Source organism: Streptomyces sp. H51, assembly GCF_035656535.1.
GTDB lineage: Bacteria > Actinomycetota > Actinomycetes > Streptomycetales > Streptomycetaceae > Streptomyces.
In genome coordinates this window covers 1-22,739 of sequence record NZ_JAYMHD010000049.1, presented here as the reverse complement: position 1 = coordinate 22,739, position 22,739 = coordinate 1, and the positions used below count along the sequence as shown (strand labels likewise).

Genomic DNA, 22,739 nt, shown 5'->3' with positions numbered 1-22,739 from the left:
CGGCGCGAAAGAGCCGGCGCAAGCGGCTCTCAGCCGTTGGTGAGCACGATCTTTCCGAACTGGTCGCCGGACTCCAGTCGTTCGAAGCCCTCGCGGGCCCGCTCCATCGGCAGCACCTCGTCGATGACGGGACGTACGCCCGTGGCGGCGCAGAAGGAGAGCAGGTCCTTGAGTTCGTCCTTGGTGCCCATGGTGGAGCCGACGACCTTGAGTTCGAGGAAGAAGATGCGGGTCAGCTCGGCGTGCGAGGGACGGTCACCGCTGGTGGCGCCGGAGATGACGAGGGTGCCGCCGGGCTTCAGCGACTTCACCGAGTGCGACCAGGTGGCCGCGCCCACGGTCTCGATGACGGCGTCCACCCGCTGCGGGAGCCGCGCCCCCGACTCCAGCGCCTCGACGGCGCCCAGTTCCATCGCCCGCCTGCGCTTGGCCTCGTCGCGGCTGGTCGCGAAGACCCGCAGGCCGGCGGCCTTGCCGAGCACGATCGCGGCCGTGGCGACACCGCCGCCCGCGCCCTGGACGAGGACCGAGTCGCCGGGCCGCACCCCGGCATTGGTGAAGAGCATGCGGTAGGCCGTCAGCCAGGCGGTCGGCAGGCAGGCGGCCTCCTCGAAGGAGAGTTCCCTGGGCTTGGGCAGGACGTTCCAGGTCGGCACGGCGACCTGCTCGGCGAAGGTCCCCTGGTAGCGCTCGGTCAGGATGGAGCGGGGCTCCCGGGGGCCGACACCGTGACCGCTCTGTCCGATCACGGAGTGCAGGACGACCTCGTTGCCGTCCTCGTCGACGCCGGCGGCGTCGCAGCCGAGGATCATCGGCAGTCTGTCCTCGGGCAGGCCCACACCTCGCAGCGACCACAGGTCGTGGTGGTTGAGGGAGGCGGCCTTGACGTTGACGGTGCTCCAGCCGGGACGGGCCTCGGGAGCCGGACGCTCCCCCAGTTCCAGGCCGTTCAGCGGCTGGTCGCGGTCGATTCGGGCGGCGTAGACGGCGAACATGACCTTGACGATAGGCGGCCCCGGCGGCGCGGGGAACCAGGCCGCGCTGTGACACACACCCTCTTGCCACAGCGGGAGTCAGCGGGAACCAGGGGCGGTCAGGGGGAGCCGGCGGGAAGAAGAACGGCCCCGCCCGGACGGGCGGGGCCGTTCAGCCGGCACTCACGTCAGCGACGTGCGACGCCCTCGGCGCGCGCCGCGGCCGCGACCGCCGCGGTGACCGCCGGAGCGACCCGCTCGTCGAACGGCGACGGGATGACGTAGTCGGCGGCGAGGTCGTCGCCGACCACTCCGGCCAGCGCCTCGGCCGCCGCGATCTTCATCCCCTCGGTGATCCGGGACGCCCGCACCTGCAGCGCGCCCGCGAAGATGCCGGGGAACGCCAGCACGTTGTTGATCTGGTTCGGGAAGTCGGACCGGCCGGTGGCCACGACCGCCGCGTACTTGTGCGCGACGTCGGGGTGCACCTCGGGGTTCGGGTTGGCCATGGCGAACACGAACGCGTCCTTGGCCATGGAGGCGACCGCCTCCTCCGCGACGGTACCGCCGGAGACGCCGATGAAGACGTCGGCGCCCTCCAGAGCCTCCTCCAGCGACCCGGTCAGGCCCGCCTTGTTCGTGAAACCGGCGACTTCCCGCTTGACCGGCGTCAGGTCGTCCCGGTCGGCCGAGACGACGCCCTTGCGGTCCGCGACGGCGACGTCGCCGATACCGGCCTCGATCAGGAACTTCGCGATGGCGATACCGGCCGCGCCCGAGCCCGAGATGACCGCCCGCAGTTCGCCGAGCCCACGGCCGGTGAGCCGCGCGGCGTTGCGCAGGGCCGCCAGGGTCACGACCGCCGTACCGTGCTGGTCGTCGTGGAAGACCGGGATGTCGAGCCGCTCCTGCAACTGCCGCTCGATCTCGAAGCACCGCGGCGCCGAGATGTCCTCCAGGTTGACTCCGCCGAAGGACGGCGCGAGGCGCACCACGGTCTCGACGATCTCGTCGACACCGGTGCAGTCCAGCGCGATCGGCACCGCGTCCACGCCGCCGAACTGCTTGAACAGGATGGCCTTGCCCTCCATCACCGGGAGGGAGGCCTCGGGCCCGATGTCACCGAGCCCGAGCACGGCCGTGCCGTCGGTCACCACGGCGACCACGGACGACTTCCACGTGTAGTCGTTGACCAGGTCCGGGTGCTCCGCGATCGCGGTGCACACACGCGCGACGCCGGGTGTGTACGCGAGGGACAGGTCGTCCTTGTCGCGGACCGGCACGGTGGCCTGCACGGCCATCTTGCCGCCGCGGTGCAGCGCGAACGCCGGGTCGAAGGAATCGAGGGGCTCGGCCCCGCCGTCCTGATCCGTACTGCTGTCGCTGCGAGGATTGACGATCTCCGCTGCCACTTTGTCTTACCCCTTAAGTCTTCATCGGTTGAGGGTGGGCCACTCCTGGTGAGGGGTGGTCGGGACCGCGTATGGCCCGATATCTGTTGATGCGTACGGGTCATACGCGACAGGCGCGCCGCACACGCGCCCGGAGCCCCGGATGAGGGGTGTAAAGAACCTTCTTACCCGACGGACCGTGTCGACGACGAGTCCATTAAGCGCAAGGTCACATCCCGAAACCAGTAGGTCACACACAGGTGACAGAGATTCTCCCGAAATGGGTGGAAAGGTACTTGACAAGCGCTTGACAAGCTCTTGACAAGCAGCCGCACAGTGACCAACGCCTCGGAGCGAAGGTCCGTATCCCGGGACGCACCGGAGATCTTCCGGCCGGAGGGGAGGATTCCCGCAGATGGTCCGGTCATGATGTCCGTCCTGATGCGGTTCGGGGGTCACCCGTTATCCGATTTTGACATAGCTGGCCCCCTGAACGGCTGAGTCCGAATGGCAAGATGCCGTAATCACACGAGGTCGCGACACCCAAAGGTGTGTGTTCTCGTCGACCCATCGGCATCTCCCCCTTCCGCCGGAGGAACCCACCATGACCGCAAGCTCCACCCGTCGTACCACCGCCACGCCCAACCGTCTGGCAGCGGTAGGTGCGATCGCGGTCGCAGGCGCGCTGCTTCTCACCGGCTGCGGTGACCAGACCAAGGACAAGGACAAGGGCAGCAGCAACGCGTCGACGAGCACCGCGCCGCTGGCCGACAAGCTTCCCCAGTCGATCCGCGACAAGGGTGTGATCAAGGTCGGTTCGGACATCGCGTACGCGCCGGTCGAGTTCAAGGACAGCTCCGGCAACACGGTCGGCATCGACCCCGACATCGCGGCCGCCATGGGCAAGCAGCTGGGCGTGAAGTTCGACTTCGAGAACGGCACCTTCGACACCCTGATCACCGGTCTGCGCTCCAAGCGGTACGACATCGCCATGTCGGCCATGACGGACACCAAGGACCGCCAGGAGGGCATCGACTCCGACACCGGCAAGAAGGTCGGCGAGGGCGTCGACTTCGTCGACTACTTCACCGCCGGTGTCTCGATCTACACCAAGAAGGGTGACGACCAGGGCATCAAGACCTGGTCCGACCTGTGCGGCAAGAAGATCGCGGTGCAGCGCGGCACGGTTTCCGAGGACCTCGCCAAGTCCGAGGCGAAGAAGTGCCCGAGCGGCAAGAAGCTGGCCATGGAGTCCTTCGACAACGACCAGCAGGCCCAGACCCGCGTCCGCGCGGGCGGCGCCGACGCCGGCTCCTCCGACTTCCCCGTGACCGCGTACGCCGTGAAGACCTCGGGCGGCGGCAAGGACTTCCAGATCGTCGGCGAGCAGGTCGAGGCCGCCCCGTACGGCATCGCGGTCGCCAAGGGCAACACCCAGCTGCGCGACGCCCTGAAGGCCGCCCTGGACGCCATCATCAAGAACGGCGAGTACGACAAGATCATCCAGAAATGGGGCGTCGGTGACGGGGCCGTCAAGGCAGCCGTCATCAACGGCGGCAAGTGACCGCGGCCTGCGGCCACCGAAAGGGCAACATCCGTGACTGCTGACATCGGCAAGACGGCACGTCCGGAAGACGCTCCCGCGGCCGGGCCGGAGGCCATCAAGGCCATCCCGGTCCGGCACTACGGGCGGTACGTCTCCGCCGTCATCGCGATCGGGATCTTCGTCGCGATCATCTACGCGTTCGGCCAGGGCAAGATCAACTGGCATGCCGTCCCGGACTACTTCTTCGACGACCGCATCATGAAGGGCGTCGGCCAGACGATGCTCCTGACGGTGCTGTCGATGCTGATCGGCATCATCGGCGGCATCCTGCTCGCCGTCATGCGCCTGTCGAAGAACCCGGTGACCTCGTCCATCGCCTGGTTCTACATCTGGTTCTTCCGCGGCACCCCGGTCCTGGTCCAGCTGTTCGTCTGGTTCAACCTGGGCCTGGTCTTCGAGTACATCAACCTCGGGCCGCTCTACAAGAACTACTGGTCGGACTTCATGACGCCGTTCCTGACGGCGCTGCTCGGCCTGGGCCTCAACGAGGCCGCGTACATGGCGGAGATCTGCCGCGCCGGCCTGCTCTCGGTCGACGAGGGGCAGACCGAGGCGGCCCACGCCCTCGGCATGAGCCACGGCAAGACCCTGCGGCGGATCGTCATCCCGCAGGCCATGCGCGTGATCGTGCCGCCCACGGGCAACGAGGTCATCAACATGCTGAAGACCACCTCGCTGGTCTCGGCGGTGCAGTACTACGAGCTGCTGCGCTACGCCCAGGACATCGGCCAGACCTCCGGTGCCCCGGTGGAGATGCTGTTCCTGGCCGCCGCCTGGTACCTGATCCTCACCTCGGTGCTCAGCGTCGGGCAGTACTACGTCGAGCGGTACTACGCCCGCGGCTCCAGCCGGAATCTGCCGCCCACCCCGTGGCAGCGGGTCAGGCAGAACCTGGCGCCCCTGTTCAGCCGGAAGGGGGTCACGGCATGACCGACAAGCTCAGCAAGGCGGGCGAGCCCGTGCGCGACTCCAGCGTCCCGATGGTCAAGGCCGAGGGCGTGCACAAGTCCTTCGGCCAGGTGGAGGTCCTCAAGGGCATCGACCTGGAAGTGAAGTCCGGCGAGGTGTTCTGCCTCATCGGCCCGTCCGGCTCCGGCAAGTCGACCTTCCTGCGGTGCATCAACCACCTGGAGAAGGTCAACGCCGGGCGGCTGTACGTCGACGGCGAGCTGGTCGGCTACCGGCAGCGGGGCGACAAGCTGTACGAGCTCAAGGACAGCGAGGTCGCGCTCAAGCGCCGGGACATCGGCATGGTCTTCCAGCGCTTCAACCTCTTCCCGCACATGACCGCGCTGGAGAACGTCATAGAGGCGCCGGTGCAGGTCAAGGGGCAGAACAAGGCCGAGGCCAGGGAGCGGGCACGGCAGCTGCTGGAGCGGGTCGGCCTCGCCGACAAGGCCGGCAACTACCCCTCGCAGCTCTCCGGCGGCCAGCAGCAGCGCGTGGCGATCGCCCGGGCGCTGGCCATGGACCCGAAGCTGATGCTCTTCGACGAGCCGACCTCGGCCCTCGACCCGGAGCTGGTCGGTGACGTCCTGGACGTCATGCGGGACCTGGCCGAGTCGGGTATGACCATGGTCGTCGTCACCCACGAGATGGGCTTCGCCCGCGAGGTCGGCGACAGTCTCGTCTTCATGGACGGCGGCGTCGTGGTCGAGTCCGGCCACCCGCGCGACGTCCTGACCGACCCCCAGCACGAGCGGACGAAGTCCTTCCTGTCCAAGGTGCTGTGAGCCGTCGGCGGCCGGAGCGGCAATGAGGGGCGGTACGGGATCTCCGTACCGCCCCTCGCGCGTGCGCTGACGCGGCGGCCCTGCCTGAGCGTCGGCAGCAGCGTGTCCGGCGGCGAGGACCACACCGCACGGGCCTCCCCGAAACCCTGCTCAAGCGGGACGCGCGCGTGCCGGACCGCGGACGGCGTGCCGCCGTCGCCGGACCGCGGACGGCGTGCCGCCGTCGCCGGACCGCGGACGGCGTGCCGCCGTCCGCGTGGTCGCCGTAGGTGTCGTGCGGGAGCAGCGCGGGCCGGTCGGGGCCTTCCCAACTGCGCTGCCACCCCTGCCAGTCGGTTTCCGCGCCGGTCGTCATGGCAGCCCCCTTCGCAGCCGACCTCGTAATAGCCTGGGAGCACGATCATCTGTTACCCGACCGCATCATGACCACAGAGCGCCTCGGTAAGGAATACAAGTGGAACTGGCCTATTACTCGGATTACGCCGTACGCCTGGTCAACAGCGAGCAGCCGGCCCGGGGCAAGGACACCCTGACCTCGGTGGAGGCGGTCCGGGAACTGTTCGGGGCGAACCAGTCGGCGGCCCGGCGCGCCACGGACGCCGACGTGACCCGGTTCCGGTCGGTGCGGGCCCGGCTGCGCTCGGTCTTCGCGGCGGCGGACCAGGGGGACGAGGCGCTGGCGGTGGACCTGCTGAACTCGCTGCTGCTGGAGTTCCCGGTGAGTCCGCAGATCTCGGGCCACGACTTCCGGGACGACGACGGCCGCCCCCTGTGGCACATGCACCTGGCCGACCACCCGTCGAACGCGACCGCCGGCTACGCGGCCATAGCGGCGATGGGCCTGGCGTTCCACCTGACGGAGTACGGCGTGGACCGGCTCGGCCTGTGCCAGGCGCCGCCGTGCCGCAACGCCTACCTGGACACCTCGACCAACCGCTCCCGGCGCTACTGCTCCGACCGCTGCGCCACCCGCGCCAACGTGGCCGCCTACCGCGCCCGCAAGCGCCTGGAGGCCGACCGGTCGGACAGCACGGGCCTGGCGGACGACAGTGCCCAGCGCGCGAGCGCGAACGGCGAGCGCTGACCGGGCGTCCGCGGCCGGTACCTCAGGCGCACCTTGCCCAGCACCAGGTCCTCGGGGACGGTCCCGTAGTCCGTACTGTCGCCGCCCGCGTAGGAGTTGTCGCCGAGCACCCACCAGCCGCCCTCCCGGCGCTCCGCGGCACGCTTGACGACGAGCAGGTCCTGCTGGAAGGGGTGGCGCAGCACGATCACGTCGCCCGGCCTGATCCGGGCGCCGTACTGCACCACGAGCCGGTCCCCGTGCCGCAGCGTGGGCACCATGGACGGCCCGGTCACCTCGGCCACCCCGAAGGGCAGCAGCGCCCTCATGCGCTCCACGTCCTGCGACGGTTCCGGCATCACCGGTACCTCCCCGGTCCGATCGTCCACGGTCTCAGTCTCACCCTGGACTTTTGTCCTAAGCCCGTGGGGGCACTCGCGAAAACACTTCTCCCAGGGAGTAATGTCGCACCTGAGAAGACGATCACGAGGAAGGATTGCTTCATGCTTTCCCGCCTGTTTGCCCCCAAGGTCAAGGTCAGCGCGCACTGCGACCTTCCCTGCGGCGTGTACGACCCGGCCCAGGCCCGCATCGAGGCGGAGTCGGTCAAGGCCGTCCAGGAGAAGATGGCCGGCAACGACGACCCGCACTTCCAGGCGCGCGCCACCGTCATCAAGGAGCAGCGCGCCGAGCTGGCGAAGCACCACGTCTCCGTGCTGTGGAGCGACTACTTCAAGCCCCCGCACTTCGAGAAGTACCCGGAGCTGCACCAGCTGGTCAACGACACCCTGAAGGCCCTGTCGGCCGCCAAGGCGTCGACCGACCCCGCGACGGGTCAGAAGGCCCTGGACTACATCGCCCAGATCGACAAGATCTTCTGGGAGACCAAGAAGGCCTGAACTTCGGTTCACGCCTTGTGACCTGTGATTGCGCGGGTCGCATCGCCTACTTGTCCGCACCCGGTCCGCAGGCCGCCGAGAACGGCGTCCATGGCGGTCCGGGTGCGGTCGTTCTTGCCGCCGCCGGCAGGACCGGCGATCTCGTGCGCACCCTTCACCGATGCTGGGAACATGAAGAGACCCATGGCCGACGTCGCGGTCGGAGCACTCGAGCGAGGCGTGCGTGATCCAGGGGGCGAGACACCGGGACCGCGCCGGGTGCACCTCGACGAGGGCCCCGTCGCCGCCGACACCTGGACCGACGGAGACCTCGGGTTCGTCCTCCTGCTCCACCGCAGGGACGACGGGTTCGCCGCCGGCGAGGTGTACAGCTCCCTCAAGGGGGAGGACCACCGCTGGACGGAAGCGGAGCACCTCTCCGGAGGGGTCGTCGGCTTCGACATCGAGGATCCCTCCGCGGTGGAGCGAATACTGTCCGGCGCCTTGCTGCTCGTGCTCTCGGAATCCGAATCCAGAGTCTTCACCGGCCATTCCGGCGATGACGGAGACGAGCTCGTCCGCCTGTACGAGATTCTGGTGAGCAGCACTGTCGGTGCCCTCCGGATCGAGCGGAACGGACCGGTGAGGGAGTCCGGGCCGGCCGTGTTCCGGAAGAGCCTGACATCCTGTGCGGCTGTCGTGGCCGTTCGGCCCGGTGAGCGCCTGCGGGTGGTCCCGGTACAACGAGGCGGTTCGGCATCACCCGCCGTGAGTCACGGCTTGGACCTGTTCTCCGCGAGCGAGTGAACACCCCGGCGAAGGCTGCTGCCACCAGGTCCCCCTGCCGACCGGAAGCGAGGTCGGCCGGGCCGCATCCGGGCGGCTCGGCCCGTGGCGGTGCGGCCCGTGCGATCCTGGCGTGATGGACCGCGAGGACCTGGTGCGGCTGCGGCGGGCGCGCGACCGCATGGACCGGGAGTACGCCGAGCCGCTCGACATCCCGGCGCTGGCCCGCACCGCGCTGATGTCACCAGGCCACTTCCAGCGCAGCTTCCGCGCCGCGTACGGCGAGACCCCGTACGGCTACCTGATGACCCGCCGCATCGAGCGCGCCAAGGCCCTGCTCCGGCGCGGCGACCTGTCCGTCACGGAGGTCTGCTTCGCGGTCGGCTGCACCTCGCTCGGCTCCTTCAGTTCACGCTTCACCGAACTGGTCGGCGAGACCCCGAGCGCGTACCGGGCTCGCTCGCACGAGGCCGGCGCGGCGATCCCGCCGTGCGTGGCGCGCACGTACACCCGCCCGATCCGTCCGCGTCGGGCCTAGGTCGGGGCCATGGACGTGAAACTGCACACCTGCTTCATCGCCGTCGACGATCACGACAAGGCGATCGCCTTCTACCGTGACGTCCTCGGGCTGGAGGTGCGCAACGACGTCGGTTTCGAGGGGATGCGGTGGGTCACCGTCGGGTCGCCGGCGCAGCCCGAGGTGTCCGTCGTCCTGGAGCCGCCCGGCGCCGGTCCCGACTTCTCCCCCGCCGACCGCGAGGCGATGGCACGCCTGCTCGCCAAGGGTGTGCTGCGCGGGGTCATCTTCTCCACCGCCGACTGCGACGCGCTGTTCGCCCGGGTCGAGGAGTCGGGCGCCGACGTGCTGCAGGAACCGATGGACCAGCCGTACGGCGTGCGGGACTGCGCGTTCCGGGACCCGGCTGGCAATGTGCTGCGCTTCGTGCAGCGCGGGGTGTGAGCGGCCTCGCCGCACAGCGAGAAGCGGCCGGGCTCCGGTCTCGGGTCTGCCCGGATGCCCCGTACCGAGCCCGAGTGCCTCGTCAGGACTCCTTCGCGGCACCGTGCTCTTCGGGGCTCGCGTCCGGTCCGGCGTGTTCCCCGCCGTACGCCGCGCAGTCCGGGTTCTCGCACGGGCCGGGCTTCCAGACCGGGACCCACGCGCCCAGCGTCTTGTGGCGAGCGGCGACGACGGTCCGCACGGGCTGTCCGCAGACGGGACAGACCGGCCTGTCTCTGTCCATGTCCTCAGGGTAGGCCGGTCGCCGACCGCCCGCGCGGGTGAGGACGTCACGTCCAGCGCCCGGTCTCGACGTTCTCCAGGACTCCGAGCGCGTCCGGCACCAGGACCGCGGCCGAGTAGTAGGCCGTCACCAGGTACTTGATGATCGCCTGTTCGTTGATGCCCATGAAGCGCACGGACAGGCCCGGCTCGATCTCGTCCGGGATCCCGGTCTGCTGCAGCCCGATGACGCCCTGCTCCGCTTCGCCCGTACGCATGGCGATGATCGACGTCGTACGGGCCTCGGTGACCGGGATCTTGTTGCAGGGGAAGATCGGCACCCCGCGCCAGGTGGGGATGCGGTTGCCCGCCATCTCGATGGTCTCCGGGACCAGCCCGCGCTTGTTCAGCTCGCGGCCGAACGCGGCGATCGCGCGCGGATGCGCGAGGAACAGCTTGGTGCCGCGCCGCCTGCTGAGCAGTTCGTCCATGTCGTCGGGGCCTGGCACGCCGTCGTGCGGCTGGAGCCGCTGGTCGTACTCACAGTTGTGCAGCAGTCCGAACTCGCGGTTGTTGACCAGTTCGTGCTCCTGACGCTCCCTCAGCGCCTCCACGGTCAGCCGGATCTGCTGCTCCGTCTGGTTCATCGGCTGGTTGTAGAGGTCGGCCACGCGCGTGTGGATGCGCAGGACCGTCTGGGCGACGCTCAGTTCGTACTCGCGGGGACTGGCCTCGTAGTCGACGAAGGTGTGCGGGATGTCCGGCTCTCCGGAGTGGCCGGCCGCCAGGTCGATCGCCTTCTCCCCGTACCTGTTGGTGCGTTGCCGGGGGATCGAGCGCCGTTGCCTGAGGTGCTCGCGCAAGGACTCGGAGCGCTCGGCGACCTGCTCGAAGTCACGGCGGGGCAGGACCAGCACCGTGCAGGCGGTGTCCGCGCGGACCGTGTACTCCCACATGGCGTCCGGGTCGAGCAGGGTCGCCTCACCGAAGTGGGCGCCGTCCGCGAGGACGCCCAGGACCGCGTCGTCGCCGTACGGACCGGTGCCGACCTTCTCGGCCCTGCCGTGGGCCAGCAGGTACACCTCTTCGACCGGACTGCCGAAGGAGGCGATCACGTTCCCCGGCGCGATCTCCCGTTGCCGGCAGCGACGGGCCAGCTCCGTGAGCACCTCCTCGTCCTCGTACGACCGGAGCGCGGGCAGTTCCCCCAGCTCGGCGGGGATGACCTCGACACGGTCGCCGGTCTTCACGAAGGTGATGCGTCCGTCCCCGACGGCGTAGGTAAGGCGCCGGTTCACCCGGTACGTGCCGCCCTGGACGTCCGCCCAGGGCAGCATGCGCAGCAGCCAGCGCGAGCTGATCTCCTGCATCTGGGGCACGGACTTGGTCGTGGTGGCCAGGTTCCGCGCGGCTGCAATGCCGAGGCTCTGCTGCGGCCTGCCCTGCTCCGCCCGGACCTCTTCGCCTACCGACATAGAAAATCGCCCTCCCGGTCATGCCCAGGCGCGGTGTGCGCCGCGGCATCGATGTGCGGGATCAACTCTCCATCACCGTGCGTACCGAATCCATTACACAAAAGAGCGGGAATGGATCACCGCCCACCGGGCAATATGGGGCTCACCTACAACTTCGGCGGTGCGAGACGGCCGGATCCTGTCGGCCGCCGATATGGCGATGTGTAATCGCGTTCTCACTTTCGGTACATCCCCGGCACGGGCGGCCGCACCCGGCGGCCCCCGGCACGGCACGAAGGAGGCGGCCATGGCCACACCCATGTCTGCGAAGGCGTTCCTGGACGGCCTCAGAGCGGAGGGCGTCACCGTCGTCGAGGTCGGCGACTGGAAGCACCACAACCGCAACCACAAGGGACCGTGGGGGCCCGTCCACGGAGTGATGATCCACCACACGGTGACCAGCGGCAGCAAGCGCACCGTCGAGATCTGCCGCAGGGGCTACGCCGACCTGCCCGGCCCGCTGTGCCATGGCGTGATCACCAAGGACGGTGTGGTCCACCTCGTCGGCTACGGCCGCGCCAACCACGCCGGCCTCGGCGACGACGAGGTGCTGCGCGCGGTGATCGCGGAGAAGGGACTCCCGCCGGACAACGAGGCCGACACCGACGGCAACCGCCACTTCTACGGCTTCGAGTGCGAGAACCTCGGCGACGGGCAGGACCCCTGGCCCGAGGCCCAGCTCGAGGCCGTCGAGAAGGTCGCCGCGGCGATCTGCCGCCACCACGGCTGGACACAGCGGTCGGTCATCGGGCACCTGGAGTGGCAGCCGGGGAAGGTGGATCCGCGGGGGTTCACGATGGCGTGGCTGCGCGAGCGGATCCGGGACCGGCTGAAGTGACGCCGCGGGCCACAATGGTGCCGTGACCTCCGTCGACACCCTGCGCCCCCGCCTGCCCTCCCCCTTGCAGGAAGTGCCCGACGACCGGTTCACCGCCCGCGGCCTCCGCCTCCTCCTCAAGCGCGACGACCTGATCCACCCCGAACTGGTCGGCAACAAGTGGCGCAAGCTCGCCCCGAATCTCTCGGCGGCGGGCGGGCGCACGGTCGTCACCTTCGGCGGCGCGTACTCCAACCACCTGCGGGCCACGGCCGCCGCGGGACGCCTGCTCGGCCTGCCCACCGTGGGCGTGGTCCGCGGCCAGGAACTGGCCTCCCGCCCCCTCAACCCCTCGCTGGCCCGGTGCGCGGCCGACGGCATGCGGCTGCACTTCGTCGACCGGTCGGCCTACCGCCGCAAGTCCGAACCCGACACCCTGACGGCCGTCCTGCGCGCGGCCGGGGCCGAGGGGGCGTACGTCGTCCCGGAGGGCGGCAGCAACGCCGAGGCGGTGCGCGGCTGCCGGGCCCTGGGCGAGGAACTGCGCGGCCTCGTGGACGTCGCCGCCGTCGCCTGCGGGACCGGCGGCACGCTCGCGGGCCTCGCCGCGGGCCTCGCCCCCGGACAGCGCGCGATCGGCGTCCCGGTCCTCAAGGGCGGTTTCCTCACCGACGAGATACGAACCCTGCAACGGCGGGCCTTCGGCGGCCCGCGCGGCAGTTGGCGCCTCGACGAACGGTTCCACTTCGGCGGCTACGCCCGCGTCACCGGCGAGTTGACCGACTTCGCCGAGGACTTCGAACACCGCCACGGCATACCCGTCGAACGTCTCTATGTCGCCAAAATGCTCTACGGACTTGTCGCTCTGGCGCGGGAGGGCGCGTTCCCGCGCGGCACCACGCTGGCCGCGGTGGTCACCGGACGGCCCTTCCCCTGAATCCCGGACCTCCCGAGCCCGCCCGGCAGGCCTACGCCGTCTCGCGGTGGACCGCCGCCTCCTCCAGGTCCAGCCGCCGCAGCAGGCTCCGGAGCATCTCGTCGTCGATGTGGCGGCCGTCGCGCAGCTTCACGAACACCGCGCGCTCGGCGCCGATCATCTCCCGGGACAGCCGCCGGTAGGTGTCGTCGACGCTCTCGCCGCTGACCGGGTTGACCGAGCCGAGGCGTTCCCACACGGCGTTGCGGCGGCGTTCGAGGACCTGGCGCAGACGGTCGGCGAGCGGCGGCGGGAGGGCGTTGCGCTCGTCGGCGAGGAGGTCGTCCAGGCGCCGTTCGGCGGCCCGGGAGGCCTGCGCCTGCGCGTTGGCCTCCGCGAGGGTCTCGGCCTGGGCGTCCCGGGCGGGGAACTTCAGCAGGCGGATCAGCGGGGCCAGTGTGAGGCCCTGCACCACCAGCGTCCCGATGACCGTGGTGAAGGTGAGGAAGAGGATGAGGTTGCGCTGCGGAAAGGGGTCGCCACCGTGCACGGTGAGCGGGATGGAGAAGGCGATGGCCAGCGAGACGACGCCGCGCATCGCGGCCCAGGACGTGACGATCGGCCCCCTCCAGGTGGGGTTCTCCTCGCGTTCCCTGATCCGCGCGGACAGCAGCCGGGGCACGAACGTCCCCGGATACACCCACAGGAAACGGGTGGCGACGACCACCAGGAAGAGGGCGCCCGCGTAGCCCGCGGCGGCTGCTCCCTCGTACGCGCCCAGGCCCTTCAGGACGACGGGCAGCTGCAGTCCGATGAGCGCGAACACCGCCGACTCCAGCACGAAGGCGACCATCCGCCACACCGCCTCCTCCTGCAGGCGGGTGGCGAAGTCGACCTCCCAGGCCCGGTGCCCGATGTACAGGGCGACGACCACGACCGCGAGGACACCGGAGGCGTGCACCTGCTCGGCGACGGCGTAGGCGACGAACGGGATCAGCAGCGACATGGTGTTCTGCAGCAGCGCCTCACGCACGTGCGTGCGCAGCCAGTGGATCGGCGCCATCAGCACCAGCCCGACCACCACGCCGCCGACCGCCGCGAGCAGGAACTCGCCGATCCCGCCCGCCCAGGAGGCGCCCTCGCCGACGGCCGCCGCCAGGGCGACCCGGTAGGCGGTGATCGCGGTGGCGTCGTTCAGCAAGGACTCGCCCTGCAGGATCGTGGTGATCCGGGACGGCAGCCCCACCCGGCGGGCGACCGCCGCCGCCGCGACCGCGTCCGTCGGCGCCACCACCGCGCCCAGCACCAGCGCCGCGGGCAGCGGAAGCCCCGGCACGATCAGATAGGCGGCCCAGCCGACGACGAAGGTCGCGAACAGTACGTATCCGACCGACAGCAGGGCCACCGGACGTATCTGCGCCCGCAGGTCGAGGTAGGAACTCTCGACGCCCTCCTTGTGCAGCAGCGGCGGCAGCACCAGGGGCAGCACGATGTCCGGGTCGAGGGTGTAGTCCGGCACCCCGGGGAGGTACGACACCACCAGCCCGGCCGCGACGAGCAGCAGCGGCGCCGGCACCGGGGTGCGTCGCGCGGCCGCCGCGACGGCGGCGCTGCCCGCCACGAGCAGCAGCAGTGGCATCACGTCCATGTCCTCGCCCACCCTCGAGTTTTTTCCGCGCGACTGTCCGCGCGGGCGTCGTAACCTGGCAATCATGAAACAGTGCACGCACGCCGACGCGCTGCCGCACCCGGAACCCGAGCCGCTGACCGAGACGTGTCCGGAGTGCCGGCGCAACGGCACCCACCCGGTCCAGCTGCGGCTGTGCCTCACCTGCGGTCACGTCGGCTGCTGCGACTCCTCGCCGGGACGGCACGCGACGGAGCACCACAAGGATTCCGGGCACCCGGTCATGCGCACCTTCGAACCCGGCGAGAACTGGCGCTGGTGCTTCGTGGATCACGTACTCGTGTGACTCCGGACGACTCCGTTTCCGGACGGTTCGACGGTCTGACGTCTGGGTACGTCAACCCGGCGCGCCTTCTTCCCATTTGGAGCGCCAGACCCCTAGACACGGAGCGTGTTCACAGCTTTACTGTGAGTAACGACAATGGGGTCGGGGTCCCCGGGACAGAAAAGTCGGGAGCGCGGTAGCGTCACCGCTGAACCACACGTCGCGTTACCCCGGGGGGCGACCCTCGGCCCTGAATAGCTTGTACCACCATGGAGGTGAGGGTGTCCCAGATCGCAGGCGAGCCCGCGACCCAGGACTTCGTGGAAGTCCGGCTGCCGGCTGCGGGTGCCTACCTGTCGGTGCTGCGTACGGCGACTGCCGGCCTCGCCGCCCGTTTGGACTTCACCCTCGACGAGATCGAGGACCTGCGCATCGCCGTGGACGAGGCCTGCGCGATCCTGCTTCAGCAGGCCGTGTCCGGCTCGGTGCTCAGCTGCGTCTTCCGGCTCGTCGACGACTCGCTCGAGGTCACTGTCTCGGCCCCCACCACGGACGGCCACGCCCCTTCCAGGGACACCTTCGCCTGGACGGTGCTGTCCGCGCTCGCGGGCAAGGTCTCCTCCGCCGTGGACGAGGACAAGACCGTTTCGATCAGCCTCTACAAACAGCGCGGCGCCGGACCCGGGCCGGCGTGAGGACAGGGGACGGGCCGGTGCGTGACGAAGAGCGCGGCACACGGGAGCTGCCGGCCGAGGGCACAGGCGGGTCCCGGCACATGGCGGACGGTGTCGACGGCATTCCCGAGCAGGCCCGGCCGCATCCGGAGGACGAATCCCCGAGGGCCGGCCTGGGCGACGGGCAGCGGGATCGGGAAAGTGCCGCACAGAGCACGCCTCCGGGCGGCCGGGGCGGGGTCGCCCCTGCCCCTGGCGGTTCTCCCGCCCGAGCCAGGCCGAAGGCGGGGGAAGCGGCCAGGGCTCGGGGAAGGGCAACGGGCGGGACGATGAGCGAGCACGAGCGAAACGCGGGATACGACGCGCCGAGCGCGCCGAGCGTGCAGGCCGCGGAGCACGACCCGCAGGACCGCACCGGCGCGCGTGCGATGTTCATCGAGCTGCGCGCGCTGCCGGAGGGCAGCCCGCAGTACGCGGAGCTGCGCAACCAGCTGGTCCGCATGCACCTGCCGCTCGTCGAGCACCTCGCGCGCCGCTTCCGCAACCGCGGTGAGCCGCTGGACGACCTCACCCAGGTCGCCACCATCGGCCTGATCAAGTCGGTCGACCGCTTCGACCCGGACCGCGGCGTCGAGTTCTCGACGTACGCGACCCCGACGGTCGTCGGCGAGATCAAGCGGCACTTCCGCGACAAGGGCTGGGCGGTCCGCGTCCCGCGCCGTCTCCAGGAGCTGCGACTGGCCCTGACGACGGCCACCGCGGAGCTCTCGCAGCAGCACGGCCGCTCGCCCACGGTCCACGAGCTCGCCGAGAAGCTGGCGATCTCGGAGGAGGAGGTCCTGGAGGGCCTGGAGTCGGCCAACGCCTACTCCACGCTGTCCCTGGACGTCCCGGACACCGACGACGAGTCCCCGGCGGTCGCGGACACCCTCGGCGCGGAGGACGAGGCCCTGGAGGGCGTCGAGTACCGCGAGTCCCTCAAGCCGCTGCTGGAGGACCTGCCGCCGCGCGAGAAGCGGATCCTGCTGCTGCGCTTCTTCGGCAACATGACCCAGTCGCAGATCGCGCAGGAGGTCGGCATCTCCCAGATGCACGTCTCCCGGCTGCTGGCCCGGACGCTGGCGCAGCTGCGGGAGAAGCTGCTGGTGGAGGAGTGACCGCCAGGGCCTGAACGGCGGATCGGGTCGGAGGAAACCGGCGGCACCCTGCAGCCCGGGTGAGCGGAGTCCGGTGAGTCCAGGCGCGAGGCGGAAGAGGGAGTCGGAGACGACGACAATGCCGCGGACGTGCGTGCCGGGCCCCCCGTCTCCGGCATGATCCGCCGGACGGGCCCTACGTGCGGTCGCCGCCCGTACCGCCGGGCCCCCGGATACCGAGGGCCCGGGTGGTCTCGGCGTTGACCAGCAGCACCAGGGACGCGACGGCGACGACCGCCAGGGCGATCCCGGCCGGGATCGCCACGCTGTCCGCCCGCAGCAGGTTGTAGGCCACCGGCAGCGCCATGATCTGCGTGATCACGGCCGGTCCGCGGCTCCAGCCGCGCCGGGCGAGCAGTCCGCGCGCGGCCAGCAGCGGCAGCAGCGCGAGGACGACCAGCGTGACGCCGCCGGTGACGGCGGACCGCCGGTCGTCCGGGGCGCCCGCGAAGCCCTCGACGAGCATCCAGACGCCTCCGACGACGAGCGCGAGCCCTTCCAGCGCGGTGAGCGCCGCGGCGTACGTCAGACGGCGCGGGCGGGGGCCGGTGGTCTCCGGGGCTGCGGGGGTCTGCTGACTGCTCACCCCTGAAGGGTAGCCGCCGGCGGGCGGCCTTCCGTGTCGAGGTTCACGTGCTGATCCTTACCGGATCCACACCTCGGCCTGTGCCCGGTACCACCCAGTAGGTACGCTGCAACCCATGCGTGCACTCCTCGTGGTCAACCCGGCGGCAACCACCACAAGCGCACGTACGCGCGACGTTCTGATCCATGCGCTCGCGAGCGAGATGAAACTCGAGGCGGTGACCACCCAGTACCGGGGGCACGCGCGTGATCTCGCCCGGCAGGCGGCGGAGAGCGACGACATCGACCTGGTCGTGGCCCTCGGCGGCGACGGCACGGTCAACGAGGTCGTCAACGGCCTGCTGCACTCCGGCCCCGACCCCGAGCGCCTGCCGCGCCTCGCCGTGGTCCCCGGCGGCTCCACCAACGTCTTCGCCCGCGCCCTGGGGCTGCCCAACGACGCGGTGGAGGCGACCGGCGCCCTGCTCGACGCCCTGCGCGACGGCAGCGAACGTTCGGTCGGCATGGGCATAGCGGCGGGCACGCCGGGTACCGAGGACGAGGCGGCGCCGGCCCGGTGGTTCACCTTCTGCGCCGGGCTCGGTTTCGACGCGGGCGTCGTCGGGCGGGTCGAGCAGCAGCGCGAGCGGGGAAAGAAGTCCACCCACTCTCTTTATCTGCGCCAGGTCGTCCGCCAATTCCTGCAGGAGCCGAATCGCCGTCACGGCACCATCACGCTGGAGCGGCCGGGCGAGGACCCGGTGACCGATCTTGTGCTGTCCATAGTCTGCAATACGGCTCCGTGGACCTATCTGGGCAATCGTCCGGTGTACGCGTCACCTAAGGCCTCGTTCGATACCGGGCTCGACGTACTCGGTCTCAGCCGCATGTCCACCGCCGCGGTTGCCCGGTATGCGACCCAGTTGCTCACTTCGTCCCCCGAGCGCGGACCCCACGGCAAGCACGCGGTGTCCCTGCACGACCTGGACCGCTTCACCTTGCATTCGAAGGTGCCTCTGCCGCTTCAGATGGACGGCGACCACCTCGGACTGCGTACGAGCGTGACGTTCACAGGCGTACGCCGTGCACTGCGTGTGATTGTGTGAGCGGAAGGGCCCAAAGTCCTTTCACTCGAACGTTTAGGCCAGGATCCACCCCATGGAAGTACGGCTGTGACCTAGTCGACACCGAGGAATCAAAAAAAACTTTCCGGAAGGGGTTGTATCCGCCGCTGAGGTTTGCGAGTCTCTACGTGGCGATCGGGACGGCCCGCAACACCGGCCTCAACAGATCACCGGAACCCCTCTCCAAAACACAGGACCACGCCGGGGAAGACTCGGCGGTAGGCCCTTCACTTGTTGAGGGATTCGTGAAAGCGTTCACATTCACAAGCAACTTGCACGTAATACCAAGGAGAGGTAGCAGCCATGGACTGGCGTCACAACGCCGTTTGCCGCGAGGAAGACCCCGAGCTCTTCTTCCCCATCGGCAACACCGGTCCTGCGCTGCTGCAGATCGAGGAAGCCAAGGCCGTCTGCCGTCGCTGCCCGGTTATCGAGCAGTGCCTGCAGTGGGCGCTCGAGTCCGGCCAGGACTCCGGCGTCTGGGGTGGTCTCAGCGAGGACGAGCGCCGCGCGATGAAGCGCCGCGCCGCCCGCAACCGGGCCCGTCAGGCCTCCGCCTGACATTCGCACCCCTGCTGACAGCCTGAGCTTGGCGGCGCGTGTGCCCTACGGGCGGTGATCCGTAGCGAGCCAGTACGCATCTCCCGCCCCCGAGCCGCAGCGCGCAGTACCTACGATGCGCAGCACTTGCTGGCAACGAGCATTCGCCCCGGACCGTGCGCGGTCCGGGGCTTCTTGCTGTCACTTGTGCGGGCGCACCGGGATGTCGAGTATCACCTGCGTCCCCCGCTCCGGCGCCGGGACCATGTCGAACGTGCCGCCCAACTCGCCTTCCACCAGGGTCCGTACGATCTGCAGACCCAGGTTTCCGGCGGTGTGCGGGTCGAAGCCCTCGGGCAGACCGACGCCGTCGTCCTGGACGGTGACCAGCAGGCGGGCTTCCCTGGTGGTGCCACCGCGGACCGCCGAGACCTCGACGGTGCCGGTGTCGCCCTCGCGGAAACCGTGCTCCAGGGCGTTCTGCAGGATCTCGGTGAGCACCATCGACAGGGGCGTCGCGACCTCGGCGTCCAGGATGCCGAAACGGCCGCTGCGCCGGCCGGTGACCTTGCCCGGCGAGATCTCCGCGACCATCGCCAGCACCCGGTCGGCGATCTCGTCGAACTCCACGCGCTCGTCCAGGTTCTGGGACAGCGTCTCGTGCACGATCGCGATGGAACCGACCCGGCGGACCGCCTCTTCGAGCGCTTCGCGGCCGCGTTCGGACTCGATGCGCCGGGCCTGCAGGCGCAACAGGGCGGCCACCGTCTGCAGGTTGTTCTTCACCCGGTGGTGGATCTCCCGGATGGTCGCGTCCTTGGTGATCAACTCGCGCTCGCGGCGCCGCAGTTCCGTGACGTCGCGGAGCAGCACGAGCGAACCGATGCGGGTGCCCTTCGGCTTGAGCGGGATCGCGCGGAACTGGATGACCCCGTCATGGGCCTCGATCTCGAACTCGCGGGGCGCCCATCCGCTGGCCACCTTCGCCAGCGCCTCGTCCACCGGGCCGCGCGTCGGGGCCAGTTCGGCGGTGGTCCTGCCCAGGTGATGGCCGACGAGGTCGGAGGCGAGCCCCATGCGGTGGTAGGCGGACAGCGCGTTCGGAGAGGCGTACTGGACGATGCCGTCCGCGTCGACGCGGATCAGGCCGTCGCCGACGCGCGGCGCCGCGTCCATGTCCATCTGCTGGTTCGCGAACGGGAAGGCGCCGGCCGCGATCATCTGCGCGAGGTCGGAGGCGCTCTGCAGGTAGGTCAGCTCCAGGCGGCTCGGGGTGCGCACGGTGAGCAGGTTGGTGTTGCGCGCGATGACGCCGAGGACGCGCCCCTCCCGTCGGACGGGTATCGACTCGACCCGGACGGGGACTTCCTCGCGCCACTCCGGATCGCCCTCGCGCACGATGCGGCCCTCGTCGAGCGCCGTGTCCAGCATGGGCCGGCGCCCACGCGGGACGAGGTGGCCGACCATGTCGTCCTGGTACGAGGTGGGGCCGGTGTTGGGCCGCATCTGGGCGACGGAGACGTATCGCGTGCCGTCGCGGGTGGGAACCCACAGGACCAGGTCGGCGAAGGAGAGGTCGGAGAGCAACTGCCACTCCGAGACCAGCAGGTGCAGCCACTCGAGGTCGGATTCGTCGAGGGCGGTGTGCTGGTGGACCAGTTCGTTCATGGAGGGCACGTGTGCGAGCGTACCTGGGGGTTTGTCCCACTCCGAAATGCGCGGCCTCCGGAGGAACACCCGCGGGCCGCGGCGCCTGGAGGGACCCTCAACCCTCCTGGCACCGCAGCCCGGAGCAATATCGGCCGTGGGGTGTGCGGTCCCGGTCGGCCGAATGTCGAGGATCCGGGGCAGTCAGGGCAGAGAGCTCCGGTTCCTCGGTCCCGCCCTCCTGTGCGGGGAAGGCGGAAGCCTGCGGTACTTCTTCGCACTGCTTCAATTGTGGACTAGACCACTGCGCGTGTCCATGAGTCGGAAGCCGTTCTTCGGTTCCGGCCCCAACTGTTCGGACGTCCTGGTATCCACCACGCAGCCTAACCCTTATGGGCTCATGTGCGGGGCCAGATGGTGAGGGCAATTTCCGCGAGTGCCGCCAGTTCCTCCCGGCTCGCGCCGTCGCGCGCCTGCTGGGACATGCCCTGGAGGACCGCGCCCGTGTGGCGGGCCAGCGCGCGGGCGTCGGTGCCGGCCGGCAGCTCCCCCGCGGCGATCCCGTCCCGGATCCGGTTCTCGAAGGCGGCGATGTCGGCGTTGCGCCGCTCGCGCAGGGACTCCTCGACCTCGGGACTGGTGCAGTTGGTGGCCGCGTGGATGACGAGGCAGCCGTGCGGGCGGCCGGGGGCGGTGTACTCCACGGCGGCTTCCCGCAGGATCCGCTCGACGGCCGCCCGGGCGGTGGGCTCCTCGGCCAGCGCCCGTTCCCCGAAGGAGCCGTAGCGCGTGCCGTAGACGCGCACGACCTCTTCGAACAGCGCCTGCTTGTCACCGAAGGCCGCGTACAGGCTGGGCGCGCCGATGCCCATCGCCCGGGTGAGGCCGGAGACGGAGGTCGCCTCGTAGCCGTGCTCCCAGAAGGCCATGACGGCCTTCTCCAGGGCGGTCTCGCGGTCGAACGAACGAGGGCGGCCGCGCCGCTTGGCCGCGGACCGGGTTTCCACGGCGCTCTCCACGGCCCCCTCCGGGCCACCTTCCGCAGCGCCGACCTGCGTCTTCATCTCCCCACTGACCACCATGGAGTGAATTGTATAGCGGATGCTAGAGAATTTTCGGCGGGCCGTTGTACGGTCATTTCTGTACCGGCCGCTAGACAATCACGAGGGGGTCGACATGAGCTGGAACGAAGGAGACTCTGCTAAATTGACTTCGAATGGTCTATACCACATGTGCTGTTACTCGAGCCCAGTTGAGTCCCTTCAGAGATCGGCAGGCCCAGCGTGGAAGTTGTCATCGTTCCGGACGCCAAAGCGGGTGGCGAGATCGTCGCCGAGGCCATGGCGCGACTCCTGCGGCGCAAGCCCGACGCGTTGCTCGGGGTGGCCACCGGGTCGACCCCGCTGCCGGTGTACGAGGCCCTGGCGGCCAAGGTCCGCTCCGGTGCCGTGGATGCCTCGCGCGCCCGGATCGCGCAGCTCGACGAGTACGTGGGGCTGCCGGCCGAGCATCCGGAGTCCTACCGTTCGGTGCTGCGACGTGAGGTGCTGGAGCCGCTCGGGATCCCGGCGGAAGCCTTCATGGGGCCGGACGGCACGGCCGAGGACGTACCCGAGGCGTGCGCGGTGTACGACAGGGCACTCGCCGAGGCCGGCGGGGTGGACCTGCAACTGCTCGGGATCGGGACCGACGGGCACATCGGGTTCAACGAGCCCTGTTCCTCGCTCGCCTCGCGCACCCGGATCAAGACGCTCACCGAGCAGACCCGCGTCGACAACGCACGTTTCTTCGGCGGCGACATCGAGCAGGTCCCGCACCACGTCATCACGCAGGGCATCGGGACGATCCTGCAGGCACGGCACCTGGTGCTGCTGGCGACCGGCGAGGGCAAGGCCGACGCGCTCGCCGCGACCGTCGAGGGACCGGTCGCGGCGGTGTGCCCCGCCTCCGCGATCCAGTTGCACCCGCATGCGACGGTCGTGGCCGACGAGGCCGCCGCGTCCAAGCTCAAGCTGGCCGGCTACTTCCGCCACACCTACGTCAACAAGCCGGATTGGCAGGGGCTCTAGGAGTTGTCGTCAAATGTCACGCCCACATCAGCAGGGCTGCGAGGGTGACGGCTGCTTGGTAGGACTCGGCGGT

General features: G+C 69.8%; 25 protein-coding genes. 16 read left to right on the top strand and 9 right to left on the bottom strand.

Annotated elements, in window-relative coordinates; all coding sequences use genetic code 11:
• Positions 1-29 precede the first annotated feature (29 nt).
• Both VKA29_RS15280 and VKA29_RS15275 read right to left on the bottom strand, forming a co-directional pair.
• Entirely contained in the window at positions 30-995 is a 966-nt protein-coding gene (locus tag VKA29_RS15280) for a zinc-binding dehydrogenase (protein ID WP_324786116.1), read from the bottom strand.
• 167 nt (positions 996-1,162) lie between these two features.
• Complete coding sequence (locus tag VKA29_RS15275; protein WP_324786115.1) at positions 1,163-2,386, bottom strand: NADP-dependent malic enzyme; 1,224 nt, start codon at positions 2,384-2,386, stop codon at positions 1,163-1,165.
• Between the two features lie 583 nt (positions 2,387-2,969).
• On the opposite strand from VKA29_RS15275, the gene VKA29_RS15270 reads away from it, so the two are divergent.
• From VKA29_RS15270 to VKA29_RS15255, 4 genes are all read left to right on the top strand, one after another.
• Positions 2,970-3,929 (top strand): ABC transporter substrate-binding protein, encoded by a 960-nt coding sequence (locus VKA29_RS15270; protein ID WP_324786113.1) that lies wholly within the window; start codon positions 2,970-2,972, stop codon positions 3,927-3,929.
• Positions 3,930-3,962: 33 nt separating this feature from the next.
• Positions 3,963-4,901 (top strand): amino acid ABC transporter permease, encoded by a 939-nt coding sequence (locus VKA29_RS15265; protein ID WP_324786112.1) that lies wholly within the window; start codon positions 3,963-3,965, stop codon positions 4,899-4,901.
• Positions 4,898-5,704 carry an amino acid ABC transporter ATP-binding protein gene (locus VKA29_RS15260; protein WP_324786111.1) on the top strand — a complete coding sequence of 269 codons (807 nt, stop codon included), beginning with the start codon at positions 4,898-4,900 and terminating at the stop codon, positions 5,702-5,704. The genes VKA29_RS15265 and VKA29_RS15260 overlap by 4 nt, the downstream gene beginning before the upstream one ends.
• 454 nt (positions 5,705-6,158) lie before the next feature.
• Entirely contained in the window at positions 6,159-6,788 is a 630-nt protein-coding gene (locus tag VKA29_RS15255; RefSeq protein WP_324786110.1) for a CGNR zinc finger domain-containing protein, read from the top strand.
• Here the strand turns inward: VKA29_RS15255 and sodX are convergent.
• On the bottom strand, positions 6,692-7,126 hold the full coding sequence (gene sodX, locus VKA29_RS15250) for a nickel-type superoxide dismutase maturation protease (protein WP_324786272.1): 435 nt from the start codon (positions 7,124-7,126) through the stop codon (positions 6,692-6,694). The two genes, VKA29_RS15255 and sodX, sit on opposite strands and share 97 nt — an antisense overlap.
• Before the next feature lie 144 nt (positions 7,127-7,270).
• Between sodX and sodN the strand changes: the two genes are divergently transcribed.
• From sodN to VKA29_RS15230, 4 genes are all read left to right on the top strand, one after another.
• The gene (sodN, locus tag VKA29_RS15245) at positions 7,271-7,666 is read left to right on the top strand and encodes a superoxide dismutase, Ni (RefSeq protein WP_004983535.1); all 396 of its coding nucleotides are present in this window, start codon (positions 7,271-7,273) and stop codon (positions 7,664-7,666) included.
• 171 nt (positions 7,667-7,837) lie between these two features.
• Positions 7,838-8,452 (top strand): hypothetical protein, encoded by a 615-nt coding sequence (locus tag VKA29_RS15240; protein ID WP_324786109.1) that lies wholly within the window; start codon positions 7,838-7,840, stop codon positions 8,450-8,452.
• Between the two features lie 115 nt (positions 8,453-8,567).
• Entirely contained in the window at positions 8,568-8,969 is a 402-nt protein-coding gene (locus tag VKA29_RS15235; protein ID WP_324786108.1) for a helix-turn-helix transcriptional regulator, read from the top strand.
• Positions 8,970-8,978: 9 nt separating this feature from the next.
• Positions 8,979-9,392, top strand: coding sequence for a VOC family protein (locus VKA29_RS15230; RefSeq protein WP_324786107.1), 414 nt, complete (start codon positions 8,979-8,981; stop codon positions 9,390-9,392).
• 82 nt (positions 9,393-9,474) lie between these two features.
• Here VKA29_RS15230 and VKA29_RS15225 read toward each other — a convergent pair whose 3' ends face one another.
• Positions 9,475-9,675 (bottom strand): hypothetical protein, encoded by a 201-nt coding sequence (locus tag VKA29_RS15225; RefSeq protein WP_324786106.1) that lies wholly within the window; start codon positions 9,673-9,675, stop codon positions 9,475-9,477.
• Positions 9,676-9,721: 46 nt separating this feature from the next.
• The gene (locus VKA29_RS15220; RefSeq protein WP_324786105.1) at positions 9,722-11,128 is read right to left on the bottom strand and encodes a family 2B encapsulin nanocompartment shell protein; all 1,407 of its coding nucleotides are present in this window, start codon (positions 11,126-11,128) and stop codon (positions 9,722-9,724) included.
• A gap of 286 nt (positions 11,129-11,414) precedes the next feature.
• Here VKA29_RS15220 and VKA29_RS15215 point away from each other — a divergent pair, with 286 nt between their 5' ends.
• On the top strand, positions 11,415-12,005 hold the full coding sequence (locus VKA29_RS15215) for an N-acetylmuramoyl-L-alanine amidase (protein WP_324786104.1): 591 nt from the start codon (positions 11,415-11,417) through the stop codon (positions 12,003-12,005).
• Between the two features lie 22 nt (positions 12,006-12,027).
• A complete protein-coding gene (locus tag VKA29_RS15210) occupies positions 12,028-12,921 on the top strand; it encodes a 1-aminocyclopropane-1-carboxylate deaminase/D-cysteine desulfhydrase (RefSeq protein WP_324786103.1) in 894 nt (297 codons plus the stop codon).
• A 31-nt stretch (positions 12,922-12,952) separates the two neighbouring features.
• Here the strand turns inward: VKA29_RS15210 and VKA29_RS15205 are convergent, their stop codons facing one another.
• Complete coding sequence (locus VKA29_RS15205) at positions 12,953-14,548, bottom strand: Na+/H+ antiporter (RefSeq protein ID WP_324786102.1); 1,596 nt, start codon at positions 14,546-14,548, stop codon at positions 12,953-12,955.
• Positions 14,549-14,612: 64 nt separating this feature from the next.
• On the opposite strand from VKA29_RS15205, the gene VKA29_RS15200 reads away from it, so the two are divergent.
• From VKA29_RS15200 to VKA29_RS15190, 3 genes are all read left to right on the top strand, one after another.
• Positions 14,613-14,873 (top strand): UBP-type zinc finger domain-containing protein, encoded by a 261-nt coding sequence (locus tag VKA29_RS15200; RefSeq protein WP_324786101.1) that lies wholly within the window; start codon positions 14,613-14,615, stop codon positions 14,871-14,873.
• Positions 14,874-15,133: 260 nt separating this feature from the next.
• Positions 15,134-15,547 (top strand): anti-sigma regulatory factor, encoded by a 414-nt coding sequence (locus VKA29_RS15195; protein ID WP_161069408.1) that lies wholly within the window; start codon positions 15,134-15,136, stop codon positions 15,545-15,547.
• 17 nt (positions 15,548-15,564) lie between these two features.
• A complete protein-coding gene (locus VKA29_RS15190; protein WP_324786100.1) occupies positions 15,565-16,683 on the top strand; it encodes a SigB/SigF/SigG family RNA polymerase sigma factor in 1,119 nt (372 codons plus the stop codon).
• Positions 16,684-16,858: 175 nt separating this feature from the next.
• Here VKA29_RS15190 and VKA29_RS15185 read toward each other — a convergent pair whose 3' ends face one another.
• Positions 16,859-17,308 carry a hypothetical protein gene (locus VKA29_RS15185; RefSeq protein ID WP_324786099.1) on the bottom strand — a complete coding sequence of 150 codons (450 nt, stop codon included), beginning with the start codon at positions 17,306-17,308 and terminating at the stop codon, positions 16,859-16,861.
• Between the two features lie 115 nt (positions 17,309-17,423).
• Here VKA29_RS15185 and VKA29_RS15180 point away from each other — a divergent pair, with 115 nt between their 5' ends.
• Both VKA29_RS15180 and VKA29_RS15175 read left to right on the top strand, forming a co-directional pair.
• Complete coding sequence (locus VKA29_RS15180; protein WP_324786098.1) at positions 17,424-18,392, top strand: diacylglycerol/lipid kinase family protein; 969 nt, start codon at positions 17,424-17,426, stop codon at positions 18,390-18,392.
• Between the two features lie 321 nt (positions 18,393-18,713).
• Entirely contained in the window at positions 18,714-18,971 is a 258-nt protein-coding gene (locus VKA29_RS15175) for a WhiB family transcriptional regulator (protein WP_003992873.1), read from the top strand.
• Positions 18,972-19,151: 180 nt separating this feature from the next.
• Here the strand turns inward: VKA29_RS15175 and VKA29_RS15170 are convergent, their stop codons facing one another.
• Together VKA29_RS15170 and VKA29_RS15165 are read right to left on the bottom strand one after the other, a co-directional pair.
• Positions 19,152-20,618, bottom strand: coding sequence for a sensor histidine kinase (locus VKA29_RS15170; RefSeq protein WP_324786271.1), 1,467 nt, complete (start codon positions 20,616-20,618; stop codon positions 19,152-19,154).
• Between the two features lie 377 nt (positions 20,619-20,995).
• Positions 20,996-21,679: a TetR/AcrR family transcriptional regulator gene (locus VKA29_RS15165; RefSeq protein WP_324786095.1), complete on the bottom strand. Its 684-nt coding sequence runs from the start codon at positions 21,677-21,679 to the stop codon at positions 20,996-20,998.
• Between the two features lie 201 nt (positions 21,680-21,880).
• Here VKA29_RS15165 and nagB point away from each other — a divergent pair, with 201 nt between their 5' ends.
• Complete coding sequence (gene nagB, locus VKA29_RS15160; protein WP_324786094.1) at positions 21,881-22,666, top strand: glucosamine-6-phosphate deaminase; 786 nt, start codon at positions 21,881-21,883, stop codon at positions 22,664-22,666.
• The last annotated feature ends 73 nt before the right edge of the window (positions 22,667-22,739 follow it).

Coding starts and splice junctions, on each gene's coding strand:
- VKA29_RS15240 (WP_324786109.1), top strand. CDS start 7,838: ATGAAGAGACCCATGGCCGACGTCGCGGTCGGAGCACTCGAGCGAGGC.
- VKA29_RS15225 (WP_324786106.1), bottom strand. CDS start 9,675: ATGGACAGAGACAGGCCGGTCTGTCCCGTCTGCGGACAGCCCGTGCGG.
- sodX (WP_324786272.1), bottom strand. CDS start 7,126: ATGCCGGAACCGTCGCAGGACGTGGAGCGCATGAGGGCGCTGCTGCCC.
- VKA29_RS15230 (WP_324786107.1), top strand. CDS start 8,979: ATGGACGTGAAACTGCACACCTGCTTCATCGCCGTCGACGATCACGAC.
- VKA29_RS15180 (WP_324786098.1), top strand. CDS start 17,424: ATGCGTGCACTCCTCGTGGTCAACCCGGCGGCAACCACCACAAGCGCA.
- VKA29_RS15165 (WP_324786095.1), bottom strand. CDS start 21,679: ATGGTGGTCAGTGGGGAGATGAAGACGCAGGTCGGCGCTGCGGAAGGT.
- sodN (WP_004983535.1), top strand. CDS start 7,271: ATGCTTTCCCGCCTGTTTGCCCCCAAGGTCAAGGTCAGCGCGCACTGC.
- VKA29_RS15200 (WP_324786101.1), top strand. CDS start 14,613: ATGAAACAGTGCACGCACGCCGACGCGCTGCCGCACCCGGAACCCGAG.
- VKA29_RS15235 (WP_324786108.1), top strand. CDS start 8,568: ATGGACCGCGAGGACCTGGTGCGGCTGCGGCGGGCGCGCGACCGCATG.
- VKA29_RS15280 (WP_324786116.1), bottom strand. CDS start 995: ATGTTCGCCGTCTACGCCGCCCGAATCGACCGCGACCAGCCGCTGAAC.
- VKA29_RS15260 (WP_324786111.1), top strand. CDS start 4,898: ATGACCGACAAGCTCAGCAAGGCGGGCGAGCCCGTGCGCGACTCCAGC.
- VKA29_RS15220 (WP_324786105.1), bottom strand. CDS start 11,128: ATGTCGGTAGGCGAAGAGGTCCGGGCGGAGCAGGGCAGGCCGCAGCAG.
- VKA29_RS15205 (WP_324786102.1), bottom strand. CDS start 14,548: ATGGACGTGATGCCACTGCTGCTGCTCGTGGCGGGCAGCGCCGCCGTC.
- VKA29_RS15215 (WP_324786104.1), top strand. CDS start 11,415: ATGGCCACACCCATGTCTGCGAAGGCGTTCCTGGACGGCCTCAGAGCG.
- VKA29_RS15170 (WP_324786271.1), bottom strand. CDS start 20,618: ATGAACGAACTGGTCCACCAGCACACCGCCCTCGACGAATCCGACCTC.
- VKA29_RS15270 (WP_324786113.1), top strand. CDS start 2,970: ATGACCGCAAGCTCCACCCGTCGTACCACCGCCACGCCCAACCGTCTG.
- VKA29_RS15175 (WP_003992873.1), top strand. CDS start 18,714: ATGGACTGGCGTCACAACGCCGTTTGCCGCGAGGAAGACCCCGAGCTC.